General features: G+C 60.2%; 13 protein-coding genes. 4 read left to right on the top strand and 9 right to left on the bottom strand.

Going from position 1 to position 12,976, the window contains the following annotated elements:
- Positions 1 to 122: 122 nt before the first annotated feature.
- From QK293_RS05850 to QK293_RS05870, 5 genes are all read right to left on the bottom strand, one after another.
- Complete coding sequence (locus tag QK293_RS05850) at positions 123 to 1,361, bottom strand: heme biosynthesis protein HemY (protein WP_282376160.1); 1,239 nt, start codon at positions 1,359 to 1,361, stop codon at positions 123 to 125.
- On the bottom strand, positions 1,358 to 2,500 hold the full coding sequence (locus QK293_RS05855; protein WP_282376161.1) for a uroporphyrinogen-III C-methyltransferase: 1,143 nt from the start codon (positions 2,498 to 2,500) through the stop codon (positions 1,358 to 1,360). Before QK293_RS05855 ends, QK293_RS05850 begins: the two co-directional genes overlap by 4 nt.
- Before the next feature lie 16 nt (positions 2,501 to 2,516).
- Positions 2,517 to 3,284 (bottom strand): uroporphyrinogen-III synthase, encoded by a 768-nt coding sequence (locus tag QK293_RS05860; RefSeq protein WP_282376162.1) that lies wholly within the window; start codon positions 3,282 to 3,284, stop codon positions 2,517 to 2,519.
- Positions 3,281 to 4,222: a hydroxymethylbilane synthase gene (gene hemC, locus QK293_RS05865; protein WP_282376163.1), complete on the bottom strand. Its 942-nt coding sequence runs from the start codon at positions 4,220 to 4,222 to the stop codon at positions 3,281 to 3,283. Before hemC ends, QK293_RS05860 begins: the two co-directional genes overlap by 4 nt.
- Positions 4,223 to 4,359: 137 nt before the next feature.
- On the bottom strand, positions 4,360 to 5,106 hold the full coding sequence (locus QK293_RS05870) for a LytTR family DNA-binding domain-containing protein (RefSeq protein WP_282376164.1): 747 nt from the start codon (positions 5,104 to 5,106) through the stop codon (positions 4,360 to 4,362).
- Between the two features lie 467 nt (positions 5,107 to 5,573).
- On the opposite strand from QK293_RS05870, the gene argH reads away from it, so the two are divergent.
- Positions 5,574 to 6,968, top strand: coding sequence for an argininosuccinate lyase (gene argH, locus QK293_RS05875; RefSeq protein WP_282376166.1), 1,395 nt, complete (start codon positions 5,574 to 5,576; stop codon positions 6,966 to 6,968).
- Between the two features lie 93 nt (positions 6,969 to 7,061).
- Here the strand turns inward: argH and QK293_RS05880 are convergent, their stop codons facing one another.
- Positions 7,062 to 7,721: a glutathione S-transferase gene (locus QK293_RS05880; RefSeq protein ID WP_282376167.1), complete on the bottom strand. Its 660-nt coding sequence runs from the start codon at positions 7,719 to 7,721 to the stop codon at positions 7,062 to 7,064.
- Positions 7,722 to 7,845: 124 nt separating this feature from the next.
- Here QK293_RS05880 and QK293_RS05885 point away from each other — a divergent pair, with 124 nt between their 5' ends.
- From QK293_RS05885 to QK293_RS05895, 3 genes are all read left to right on the top strand, one after another.
- A complete protein-coding gene (locus tag QK293_RS05885) occupies positions 7,846 to 8,142 on the top strand; it encodes a hypothetical protein (protein WP_282376168.1) in 297 nt (98 codons plus the stop codon).
- A gap of 198 nt (positions 8,143 to 8,340) precedes the next feature.
- The gene (locus tag QK293_RS05890) at positions 8,341 to 8,586 is read left to right on the top strand and encodes a TIGR02647 family protein (protein ID WP_008150272.1); all 246 of its coding nucleotides are present in this window, start codon (positions 8,341 to 8,343) and stop codon (positions 8,584 to 8,586) included.
- A 195-nt stretch (positions 8,587 to 8,781) separates the two neighbouring features.
- Positions 8,782 to 11,628: a class I adenylate cyclase gene (locus QK293_RS05895; protein ID WP_282376170.1), complete on the top strand. Its 2,847-nt coding sequence runs from the start codon at positions 8,782 to 8,784 to the stop codon at positions 11,626 to 11,628.
- Positions 11,629 to 11,635: 7 nt separating this feature from the next.
- On the opposite strand, the gene rnk is transcribed toward QK293_RS05895, so the two are convergent.
- From rnk to cyaY, 3 genes are all read right to left on the bottom strand, one after another.
- On the bottom strand, positions 11,636 to 12,046 hold the full coding sequence (gene rnk, locus QK293_RS05900; RefSeq protein WP_282376171.1) for a nucleoside diphosphate kinase regulator: 411 nt from the start codon (positions 12,044 to 12,046) through the stop codon (positions 11,636 to 11,638).
- Between the two features lie 294 nt (positions 12,047 to 12,340).
- Positions 12,341 to 12,559, bottom strand: coding sequence for a DUF1289 domain-containing protein (locus QK293_RS05905; RefSeq protein WP_282376172.1), 219 nt, complete (start codon positions 12,557 to 12,559; stop codon positions 12,341 to 12,343).
- 4 nt (positions 12,560 to 12,563) lie between these two features.
- Positions 12,564 to 12,896, bottom strand: a complete 333-nt coding sequence (cyaY, locus tag QK293_RS05910; RefSeq protein ID WP_282376173.1) for an iron donor protein CyaY — start codon at positions 12,894 to 12,896, stop codon at positions 12,564 to 12,566.
- Positions 12,897 to 12,976: the final 80 nt, after the last annotated feature.

Below are 12,976 nucleotides of genomic sequence, written 5' to 3' on the forward strand. Positions count from 1 at the left end.
CAGGAACGAGAGGATTAGGTGTAGTCCTCTGTAGGACTCTGCCGATGATGGACTACAAAGGTAAAATCCCGGCAGATTGCAGCCGACTGGATCGCCCGTTCGAGCGACCCGTCATTTACTCATCAAGCGTGAACAGGAACCGGTAACGGTGCCGCCAGCAAGCGCTCGTCCAACAAGCCCAAGCCCTCCTGGAACAACTGATTGCTGCGCTCGGTGTCACCCAGCTGCGCCAGCAACCGCGCCAGTTCCGCGCAGGCTTCGGGATTGCGCTGCATGCGCAAGCTGCTTTCCAGATAGTCCCGGGCCTTGCCCCAAAGGCTGCTTTGCAGACACAAACGCCCCAGGGTCAGCAGCAGGCTCGGGTCGGCCGGATGGTCTTTGAGCCAGCCCTCGGCGGTGTGCAGTTGACGTGCCGGATCACTGCCGCGAACGAGTCCATAGAGGCGTGCAAGATGACTGTTGTAGTTGCGCTTGAGCGCCGCTCGCAGGATTTCTTCGGCGTCGACCTGAGCACCCAGTTGCCGAAGTTGCTCGGCATAAGCGAGCACCAGTTGCGGCTCCTGACGCTGAGCGGAGGTCAACTGCTGCCAGGCGCGATTGAGCGATTGCAGGCCGACCGTCCCGTCTTCTTCCTGATGCGCCGCCAGGGACAGATTCTCACCCCAGGCCCGGCGTTCCAGTTCGGTCAGCTCGGCCGGTGGCAGGACCTTGTCCTTGCGTAGCTCCGGCAGCAGGCGAATCACCGCCGACCAGTCGCCCCGCTGTTGGTGCAAGCGCTGCAACTGACGCAAGGTCTGGACGTTATGAGGATGACGCTCGTGCATGGCTTGCAGGGTCACCAGGGCGCCTTCGGTATCGCCGCGGTCAGTCTGTAATTGGGCGTGGCTCAGGGCAATCGCCAATTCTGCCTGGGGTTGTCGCTCTAGAGCGCGCTCCAGCAGGTTGTCGCTTTCCTCGTAATGACCTTGTTCGTTCGCGGCCCGGGCAGCGCCGAGGTAGTAAAGCAAAGGCTGGCGCTCGGCTTCCGCAGCCCGATGCAGATGGCGCTGCGCACTGGCCCAGCGACCTTCGGCCAGATCCAGCTGACCGTGTTCAATCGCCACCTGCACCCGGCGACTACGGTTGCGTCGCGACCAGGGATTGACCACACCGCTGGAGGTCGTCACCAGTTCGATTAGCGCCTTGATGCCCCAGAACACCAGCCACAGCACGGCGACCAACGCCAGGGTTGCCCACAGGCTCGATTCGTAACGGAAACTTTTGTAGGCGATCAGCACGTAACCGGAATGCTCGGCAATCGCAAGCCCCAGCGCGGCAGCAGCGGCGATCACCAGGAACACGATCACATAGAGGCGTTTCATGGCGTCGCCTCCTGCGCGGTGTCCGCGGCAGGTTTGACCATCGGCTTGATCGAGTCCTCGGCGTTGACGTTACGCCGCTCCAGATACCCCTGAACCGCGCTCAGCGTGCCGGCCAGATCTGGCGTGACGACGGTGACCGGCTGCTTGCTCAACTCGCCAACCTGCTCAAGCATCACTTTGCTCTGAGGGTTGTCCGGATTGAAGTTGCCTTTGAGCACGTCCCGCGCCTCCGCCAGCGCTTGGGTGTAAACGGCTGCCTGGCCATTGAGCGCGGCCCATTGCGCCTGCTCCAGTGCCAGGCTCAGAGCCAGGCGAACCTGGCTCAGGCTCTGCCCAGCCAGCAATGGACGCACATTCTTGTCGGCGTTGAAGTCGATGCGGATGTAGCGCGAGACCTGATCCCACCATTGCGCCCAGCGATTCGCGCCGTCGCCATCGGCGGTGAGACCCAACAGGGATTCACCGCGATCCTTGTACTCGGGTGCCAGCTCGGTGAGGCTGATCACCTGATCGCGCAACGCCCCCAGTCGCAGGAACAGCCCGGTGCGATCCGGCTGCTCGATGCTACGCAATGCCACCAGCGTTTTGGCCACTTGCTCGCGAGCGGCAAAGGAACCCGGGTCGTTCTGTTCGCGCAGAATTTCATCCGCGCCCTGCACCAGGGCCTGGGCACTGCTGATGTCCTGCAACGCGGAAAGACGCAGGCTGGCCAGGCGCAGCAGGTGCTCGGCTTCGGCCAGACGCCAGTCCTTGCGGCTGGCGCCGAGGACCGTTTCCAGACGTTGATTCAACCGTTGCTGATCGCCTTGAAGTTGAGTGACTAAACGACTGCGCGCGTCGAGCTCGTCGGCGGCAGGCATTTGTTCCAGGCGGGCAGTCAGACGTTGTTCGTTGAGTTTCAGGTCCTGCGCCTGATCGTTCAATGCCTGAACCTGGCTCAACTGCTGTTGAGTATGGGCTTGCAGGTGACGCACCTGCCAGACTCCCCAACCGCCCACGGCGACACCGGCAGCGCCCAGCAACAGCGCGACGATTGCCAGCCCATTGCCTCGGCGCTGCACTGCCGCAGGTGGCCCGGTTTCAACCGGTGCATCGAGCACTGGCTGGACGTCATCTTTAGGCAAGGCTGTTTCGCTCACGTATCCATCCTTTGCATTAGAGAACGGGTCCGGGATGCTCCCGTAACGCCGTCAGCAAAGCCGCGGCACTGGCGCCGCGACAATCCACAACTGTTTGGGCCCCGGCGGCACGTGCCAGCTCGGCGACCCTGGGGCTTGGAACAAACAACGGCAACCGCGCCAATTGCGGCCAGGCATCGCCGGCCAATTGATGCAGGTGCTCAAAACCCTGTCCACTGCTGACCACCAGCCCGTTCAAGCGTTCCGCCCGGATCCGCTCAGGCAGGGCCGCTGACGGGTACTTCGGCAGGCGGCGACTGTACAACTCCAGATACTCGACACTAGCACCTAGCTCGCGCAAACGCTCAGCCAGCAACTCGCGTCCGCCCTCCCCGCGCATGATCAGCACGCGTGGACCGGGTCGTGCGATCGCCTCGCGCAACGAGGGAAGCTCAAGCAAGGCTTCGCTGTCATCGCCATCCACCGGGAAGTTGATGTCCAGCCCGCGATCCTCGAGGATCTGCGCGGTGGCTGCGCCCACGCTGAACCACTTCAGACGAGGGGGTTGCGGCCGATACCGGTCGAGCAGATCCACAGCGATTCTGGCGGCTGGCTTGCTGACTACGATCACCGCGCAAAAGCGATCCAGACCCTGAATCACCTCGCGCATTGTGTCAGAGACAGAAATCGGCTCGATCTCCAAAAGCGGCAAACTGCTGCTGAAAATCCCTTTTTCGGTCAAAAGACTGCTCAGTGCCGCCGACTCATCCGCGGGACGCGTCAGCAGCAGGCGCCAGCGCGTCACTCGTGACCTGCCTCGCCGTAGACTGCTTTGAGAATGTCGTTGGCGCCTTGACTCAGCAGGTCTTCAGCCACTTGCACGCCCAGGGCTTCGGCGTCGCTGCGTGGTGCTCGAGCCTCGGCGCTGAGCAGCAGACCACCGTTCGGATCACCGACAAGGCCACGCAACCAGATCTGCTCACCTTCAAGCACGGCGTAGCAGGCGATTGGCACTTGGCAGCCGCCATTCAAATGTTTGTTGAGAGCACGTTCGGCGGTCACGCGGGTGGCGGTGTCCTGATGGTGCAGCGGCGCCAACAGCGCGTGAATTTCGCTGTCGACGCTACGGCATTCGATACCCACCGCGCCTTGGCCACCGGCCGGCAGACTGTCGTCGACGCTGATGGCCGAGGTGATGCGTTCTTCAAAGCCAAGACGAATCAGGCCGGCAGCAGCAAGGATAATGGCGTCGTATTCGCCGGCATCGAGCTTGGCCAGGCGCGTGTTGACGTTACCGCGCAGGAAGCGGATCTCCAGGTCCGGACGCCGGGTCAGCAATTGAGCCTGACGGCGCAAACTGGAGGTGCCGACGATGCTGCCTTGCGGCAACTCATCCAGGCTGGCGTAGGTGTTGGAGACGAACGCATCGCGCGGGTCTTCGCGTTCGCAGATGCAGAACAGACCGAGACCTTCAGGGAAGTCCATCGGCACGTCTTTCATGGAGTGCACAGCGATGTCGGCTTCATTTTCCAGCAACGCGGTTTCAAGCTCTTTGACGAACAGGCCCTTGCCGCCGATTTTCGACAGTGGCGAGTCGAGCAACTTGTCACCGCGACTGACCATGGGCACCAACGTCACGAGCAGACCCGGATGGGCCTCTTCCAGACGAGCTTTGACGTATTCGGCCTGCCACAGGGCGAGAGCGCTTTTACGGGTGGCGATGCGGATTTCGCGAGAGGACATGGATCAATCCGTACTGAATAGATACGGCGGATAATAACAGCTCAGCCAAATCCACTTTGACTTGTATCAGAAACCGCGTGGCCTCCCTGGCCTCAGACACCCAGCAATCGGGATAAAACCCGCCCGTAAAAGGAGGATTAAAGCTGCTGCATCATCTTGCGCACGCCGGCCACATGCCGTCGGCTGACGATCAGGGCATCGCCGTTCAAGCCTCTGAGGAACAGCTGAAAATGCCCAAGAGGCGTGCGCTGCAGGCGTTCGATGCGTTCGCGGGCGACCAGCGCGTTGCGGTGGATGCGCACGAAGCGGTCGCCAAATTCATCTTCAAGTGCCTTGAGCGGCTCATCCAGCAGCACTTCGCCGCCTTCATGGCGCAAGGTCACGTATTTGTGATCCGCAATGAAATAGACCACCTGACCCAACGGGATCAGTTCGATACCTTTACGGGTACGGGCGCTGATGTGACTGCGTGGGCCGCTGCCACTTTCGGCCGCGGGACGGGTCAGGGCCGCGAGTTGGACGCGATTGGGCCGCTCAGCCTTTTTTAACGCTTCATGCAATTGTTCTGTACGCACAGGTTTCACCAGATAGCCTACGGCGCTGGCCTGTAAGGCTTCCACGGCAAATTCATCGGGCCCTGCGCAGAACACCACGGCGGGTGGGGTTTCGCGTTCGCACAATCGTGCAGCCACTTGCAGGCCATCGAGGCCCGGCATGCGGATATCGAGCAGCACGATATCCGGTTTGTGGCTGTCGATCAGTGCCAACGCCTCTTCGCCGTTCGTGGCGCCAGGCTCCAGGACACTGTATCCCTCGAGTTCGCCAACCATTCGGCTCAGGCGCTCGCGGGCAAGGGGTTCGTCATCAACGATCAGGACATTCATATTGCGCTGGATTCCTGCGTGAGTCTCGCACAAGGATAGCGTAGACAGGTGAAGTGACGTCCGTCACCGCGATCCACGCTAAGACTAGCGCGAGGGCCAAAAAGTGCCGCCCGACCGACGGCTAAATTTTCATCTGTCGTGCGTTTGGCGGCCCAGGCCCGCGTTGGCGAAGCATCGCCGTAGGGTTTGTTGATACACAATATGAACACCCCCTCTTCTTATAGTCAGTTGCAGCGCCTGGAAGTGCGCTGATCCACCTGTCCTACTGTCCAACTGTAGACGGTTGCCGGCACGATATTGCTCAATTGGAAAATATCGTTGCGCAATTCCCCGACGCGCTGGCTCGAGTATGGACCGCTGCATGAGAAAAAAACGTGTCGACCAGTGTCAGCGACAGGATTGGCAACCCTGTTATTATTCGCGACAGCTTTCAACGCCATCTTTCTTCAGCCGATACGAGCGAATTCATGAGCACTGACAAGACCAATCAGTCCTGGGGCGGCCGCTTCAGTGAACCCGTCGACGCCTTCGTCGCCCGCTTCACCGCCTCCGTCACTTTCGACCAGCGCCTGTATCGCCACGACATCATGGGTTCGATCGCTCACGCCACGATGCTGGCCAAGGTCGGCGTGCTGACCGATGCCGAGCGCGACAGCATCACCGATGGTCTGAAGACCATCCAGGGTGAAATCGAGGCCGGCCAGTTCGACTGGCGCATCGACCTCGAAGACGTGCACATGAACATCGAGGCGCGTCTGACCGACCGCATCGGCGTGACCGGTAAGAAGCTGCACACCGGCCGCAGCCGCAACGACCAGGTCGCCACCGACATCCGCCTGTGGCTGCGTGATGAGATCGACCTGATCCTGAGCGAAATCACCCGTCTGCAAAAAGGCTTGCTGGAGCAGGCCGAGCGCGAAGCCGGCAGCATCATGCCGGGCTTCACTCACCTGCAAACCGCGCAGCCGGTGACCTTCGGGCACCACATGCTGGCCTGGTTCGAAATGCTCAGCCGCGACTACGAGCGCCTGGTCGATTGCCGCAAACGTACCAATCGCATGCCACTGGGCAGCGCTGCACTGGCGGGCACCACCTACCCGATCGACCGCGAATTCACCGCCCAACTGTTGGGCTTCGACGCTGTTGGCGGTAACTCGCTGGACAACGTTTCCGATCGCGATTTCGCCATCGAATTCTGCTCGGCCGCGAGCATCGCGATGATGCACTTGTCGCGCTTCTCCGAAGAGCTGGTGCTGTGGACCAGCGCCCAGTTCCAGTTCATCGATCTGCCAGACCGTTTCTGCACCGGCAGCTCGATCATGCCGCAAAAGAAAAACCCGGACGTGCCGGAGTTGGTGCGTGGCAAGACCGGGCGCGTATTCGGCGCACTGATGGGCCTGCTGACCCTGATGAAAGGCCAGCCACTGGCCTACAACAAGGACAACCAGGAAGACAAGGAACCGCTGTTCGACGCCGCCGACACGTTGCGTGACTCGCTGCGAGCCTTTGCCGACATGATCCCGGCGATCAAACCCAAGCACGCGATGATGCGCGAAGCGGCCCTGCGCGGTTTCTCCACCGCCACCGACCTGGCCGACTACCTGGTACGTCGTGGCCTGCCGTTCCGTGACTGCCACGAAATCGTTGGCCATGCCGTGAAGTACGGCGTGGAAAGCGGTAAAGACTTGGCGGAAATGAGCCTGGAAGAGCTGCGCAAGTTCAGCGACCAGATCGATCAGGATGTGTTCGCCGTGTTGACGCTGGAAGGCTCGGTGAATGCCCGTGACCATACCGGCGGAACCGCGCCGGCGCAGGTCAAGAAGGCTGTGGTTCGCGGCCAGGCATTGCTGGCTAGCCGCTAAAAGCTTCGCGGGCAAGCCTCGCTCCTACAGATCACACAAATCCTGTAGGAGCGAGGCTTGCCCGCGAATGCGGTCTTGAAGACGCTAAAAAACCTACTTTTTGGACGCGACCATCGCCATAAACGCTGGCATCGCCGCTTCCTTGTCCTTTGCAATCCGCTGCACGTGCGGGTTCTGTTCCAGACGCTCCAGCAACGCTTTGGCCGCCGGCATCTCAGCCAGCAAATCCAGGTCAAACAGCTTCTGCGCCACCGCACACGCCAGCGGCACGCTGTAAAGGAAATACAAATCGGCAATGCTCAGGCTGTCACCTGCCACGTAAGGGGCAAATTTGCCGTGCCTGCTCAATGAGGCAAACCCCAGCAGCAACTCGGCTTTGGTCTTGTCTTTGATCGCCTCCGGCACGGTCATGCCGAAAAATGCTTCGCCATAGCAGGCGCGCCCCGGCAGTTCAATGTACAGCTCGATTTCCTTGGCAAGTGCCAAGACCTGGGACCGCTCAAAGGGATCGCTCGGCAACAGCGGCGCGCCTTTCTGGCTGTGTTCGAGGTATTCGAGAATCACGCTGGTTTCGTTGACGAAACCCTGTTCGACGCCCAGCACCGGTACCTTCCCGCGCGGGCTGATGGCGAACGCTTCGGCGCTCGGCCCTGGGTAAAACAATACTTCTTCAAACGGCAGTCCCTTCTCCAGCAGCGCCAGCTTGACCATGTTGTAGTAGTTGCTGACGGAAAATCCATAAAGCTTGAGCATCACTTAGCCTCCAGGCCGTGCAGGGGTTGGCAGTGCCCTTTATAGAACGCCGAGGTGCTTCTTGCCAGCAGCATCACAGCGCTGAATGCAGGTAAACTGGCCGCCTTAACTTGAGGAGCCTGCCATGAGCGAGCCAACCCCCGATAACAACCAAGACGACATCGACGAAGAAGAGTTCGCCGAAAACACCCTGATCGAAGCCATCGAAAACCAGATTGAAAGCGACAATCCGCCGGCCGCCAAGGCGACCTTCAACAAGCTGACATTGGTGGGTTACGAGCGTGAAGAAATCCTCAATCTGATGGCCCACGTTCTGGCAGTAGAAATCGACGCAATCCTCGAAGAAGACCGCGCGTTCAACACTGAATGGTATGAAACTGCGTTGCGTGCATTGCCAGAGTTGCCGCCCGAAAAGAAATGATCCCCCCTTCTCGTAGGAGCGAGGCTTGCCCGCGAAGACCACAACGCGGTCCCCCATAGAAACCGTGTCATCTTTCTTCGCGGACGAGCCTCGCTCCTACAAAGGCGAAAAAACCCTGTCGCGAGCACTGGACATGCCGCCCGAGTGAGATCACCTTAGGGGCGCTGTCGTCCAATTCCTAGAAAGTCTGGAGTCCTTATGTCGCTTACCCCTGAGTTGGTTGCCGAACTGGAAATCCTCGCACTCTTCAACCTGGACAGTTCCCAGGAAGGTTTGAAAATTCATCAGACCGCTGCCCCGAAAGCCATTGCCGCCGCCCAAAGACTGTTCGACAAAGAACTGATCACCCAGCCAGATGGTGGTTATCTGACCAGTCTGGGTCGTGACGCCGCGCAAAATGTGCAAACCGTTCTGACCATTCTCAACGTACGGGAAACTGCCTGAGCATTACCGCAGCGCCCACGGAAACCCCTGCTACGGGATTTCCGCGGGCTCACTCTGTTGCCTGCCGTCGCCCCGCGATAAAAATCTGACGCCAGAAAAACAAAATCAGCTTAAAAGTCCCAGGGCCGAAGCGCTAAACTGCCCCTCATCCTGAGACCTCCCACGTCCGAGCCCCGCAAGCCGGTTTGAGCTGATATGACCCGCACCCATGAAATCCGCCCCGATCTGGACGAGGGAATCGACCGCAAGGTTCTCAGCCAGCTGCGCGCACGTTTTCTGAAGCTCAACGAAGGCCGCATGGCCCGCGCCATGGAAGGGTTGTCGACCCGTCAGCAAGCGGTGCTGACCCTGTTGCCGCTGTTTTTCCACGTCAATCATCCGCTGTTGCCGGGATACGTTTCGGGCGGTACGCCAGCCGGGCTGTCGAATTACGAACCCGACGCCAACGCCCTTGCCGAAGCCCAACGCCTGACTCGCTCGTTTTCCTATAAGCCCCGCCACGGCAGCAATCCGCCGCGACCGATTCACGGCCTGTTCCTGATGGGCAGTCTCGGTACCCTGGCCCAGGCCGACCAGAGCGACATGGACGTGTGGGTCTGTCACGGGCCGGACTTGAGCGAAAACGAGCTCACTGAGCTGCGCAAAAAATGCCAGCTCCTCGAAGTCTGGGCTGCCAGCCAAGGCGCTGAGGCGCATTTCTTCCTGATCGACCCGACCCGTTTCGTACGCGGCGAACGTGATACGCAACTGAGCTCGGAAGACTGCGGCACCACCCAGCACTATTTGCTGCTGGACGAGTTCTATCGCACCGCGATCTGGCTGGCCGGCCGCACACCCATTTGGTGGCTGGTGCCCGTCTACGAAGAGGCAAGCTACGACCGGTACACCCACACGCTGATGTCCAAGCGCTTCATCCGTGCCGACGAAACCCTGGACTTGGGGCATCTGGCCTATATCCCACCCGGCGAGTTCATCGGTGCCGGGCTCTGGCAGTTGTTCAAGGGCATCGAATCGCCGTACAAATCGGTGCTCAAACTGCTGCTGACCGAGGTCTATGCCAGCGAACACCCCAAAGTCCATTGCCTGAGCCTGCGCTTCAAGCAAGCGGTGTTTGCCAATCGGCTCGACCTTGATGAGTTGGACCCGTACGTCGTGGTCTACCGGCGCATCGAGGAATACCTCACCGCCCGTGGCGAGCCGGAACGGCTGGAGCTGGTACGCCGGGCGTTGTACCTGAAGGTCAATCGCAAACTCACCGGCAACAGCAGTCGCACTCAGAGCTGGCAGCGTTCGTTGCTTAGACGCCTGGCCCACGAATGGCACTGGGATCAGCGTCAACTGGCCCTGCTCGATAGCCGCAGCCAGTGGAAAGTCCGTCAGGTCAGCGCTGAACGCAGGGCCTTGGTCAACGAGCTCAATTACAGCTACCGCTTCCTGACCGAGTTCGCCCGCAACGAACAGACGGTCAGCCTGATCAACAAACGCGACCTTAACGTGCTGGGTCGGCGGCTGTACGCGGCGTTCGAGCGCAAGGCCGACAAGGTCGAGTTCATCAACCCTGGCATTGCACCGGATATGGCCGAAGACACCCTCACGCTGGTGCAAGCGCCGAACAAAAAAGAATCGGGTCAACCTCAGTGGGGTTTGTACAACGGCAGCCTGACGGCCCTGGAGTGGGAGCATTTCGCACCGATCAAGCGCAGCCGCCAGTTGCTGGAACTGCTGACCTGGTGTCACCGCAATGGCGTGATCGACAGCAGCACTCGCCTGGCCTTGCACCCCGGCAGCAGCGACCTGAGCGAGTTCGAACTGTTCAACCTGCTCGGCAGCCTGCAACAGAGCATCGTCCTGCCGCTGACAACCGTCGCTGAAGAGCCGTTACTGCGTGCCAGTGTGCCGAGCGAAGTGCTGATTCTGGTAAACGTCGGTGTCGATCCACTCAAGCACCACCGCGACCTGAACATCCTGATGACCACCGAGCGCACCGATTCGCTCAGCTACGCCGGCGTTCGGGAAAACCTGGTGCTGACGCTGGATCAGGTCACGCTCAATAGTTGGAACGAAGTGCTGGTCAGCCGCTTCAACGGCCCCCACGCGCTGCTCGACTGCGTGCGCGATTACCTCAACAACCTGCCCAGCGGGCTACAACAACCCACGTTGCGAGTACGTTGCTTCTGCCACAACCGCGCACAGTTCATCGCCCAGCGGGTCGAAGAAATCCTCGACACCGCGCAGAACCTGCTGTTGAGCAAACTCAATCATCGTTACCTGATACAGGTCCAGCAGCACTACCACGTGCTGGAACTGGTACCCGGACAAGTCAATCATGTCGCCCTCGCCACGCTGCCGGCGCTGGTCGATTATCTGGGCGAAGAGCTGGCAAGCTACAGCCCGCTGCACCTGGACCCGATGGCACTGGAAGATCACGACCTGGCGCTAGTCCTGCCGATGGGTCAGCCCGACTGCATTCAGGTGTTCTACCGGATCAACGAATACCACGCCGACCTGTACGTACTGGATGAACTCAATGCCCTGTGGCAGCAGCGTTTGCCCTACCACGACGAGCAAAGCCTGCTGGTGCCCTTGCAACGTTTCCTGCAATCGCTCCAGTACCGGCGCGACGCATTGCTGCCGATGGATGTTGCCCAGCCGCTGACCCTGGACACCTTGTATTACCAACTGCTGCCCTCCGGCCCCGTACGGGCACGTCGGGTCGAAGCTCGGCCAGCGCCGCAAACCCCGGTCAACAAACCGTTCTACGACGTGCAGGCGATTGTCGGCAAAGCCGCACCGGGACAGGTGCAGGTCACGTTGTATTGCAATCAGCGGGAGTTTTCAGAGTTGGAGCATGGCGACCAACTGTTCAGCGTGGTCGCCCGGGAAATCGTCGAGCAACGCCGTGAAACCGAACGCTATCGCTGCTACATCACCGACCTGGATCTGTCGGGCCTGCTCGGTGATGGGCAGAACTCAAGCAATCTGTATTTGCGCTACAAGGCCGACCTGGAACGCGCATTGAATGACGCGCTCGAGCAGGTCTGAGGGGACGTCATTCCGGGAAGGCGCCGCCATTGGCAGGCTGCGATTCGACTTCCAGCAGCGTCAGCTTGAGGGTCTTGCCGCCCGGAGCCGGCCAGTCGATGTGCTGACCCACCTTCAGGCCGAGCAAGGCACTGCCCACTGGCGCCAGAATGGAAATCTTGCCTTCGTCGGCATTGGCATCCTTCGGGTAAACCAGCGTCAGGTGATAGTCCTTGCCACTGATTTCTTCACGGCAATGCACACGGGAGTTCATGGTCACGACATCGGCGGGCACATCTTCGTGACCGACCAGGGTATCGGCGCGGTCCAGTTCGGTTTGCAGCGCGATAACGCCCGGCAGCGTGTCATCCAGGCTGTCGATCAGGCGTTCCAGACGTTGAACGTCCAGACGGGTAAGGGTGATTGAAGGTGCGGTCATGATTTGGGCAGACTCCTTTCTTCTGCACAGAAAAAGCAAAACCCCGCCAGAAAAAGGCGGGGTTTTCACGAGCCTCGATGGGTTGAGGCGTAACCGGACACTATCACAGCTCAATAAATATACAAGTCAGGGCGACGACACACTTTTGTAGCAGCTGGCGAAGCCTGCGTTCGGCTGCGCAGCAGTCGTAAAACCTGAGTGCTCGGTATTCCTGATACACCTTAGCGCCTGATCTCACGACTGCTGCGCAGCCGAACGCAGGCTTCGCCAGCTGCTACAGGTCGCGTGAAGGCTTCAGGTGGAGGTCTTGCGCTGAACTGCTTGGGCGCAGATGACACGCCGCCGATCGTCATCGGCCGAGCGCCATTCGCGGATGTCTTCGACAGGGCGAAAACACCCAAGGCAGACCTTTCGCTCATCCAGCCGACACACACCGCTGCACGGCGAAGGCACCGCCGGGCTGACATTGCTGTAGAGCGGCTTGGGCGGACGAACGGGCGCAGGCTGGGTCACGATCTCACAGGCCTTCGAAATCGAGTTCGACGCCAGCTTGCTGCATGACGATGCGCTCAAGCATCTCGCCCAATTGCTCCTCGCTCTTGTCGCACATCCAGCGCTCGCTCTCTTCGTCGTAATCGAAGTGGAACCCGCCGGACACCGCCGCCAGCCACAACTGCCGCAGTGGCTCCTGACGGCTGAAGATCAACTGGCTGCCGTTTTCGAACTTGACGGTGAGCACACCGGCCGAGCTCTCCAGATCAATATCCAGGTCACTTTCGTCAAAAACATCCTCCAGCGTCTGCTGGGTGGCATCGACCAGATCGTGGAAACGGGCTTCAGTCAAACTCATTGCGGGAACCTCAAAAAGTGTCTACTCACGCTCAAGCGCCGCAAGATACGGGCGAGCCCCGGTGATTGCAAAGGATAACG

The sequence above is a fragment of the Pseudomonas sp. AL03 genome (assembly GCF_029960815.1).
In the GTDB taxonomy this organism is placed as follows: domain Bacteria; phylum Pseudomonadota; class Gammaproteobacteria; order Pseudomonadales; family Pseudomonadaceae; genus Aquipseudomonas.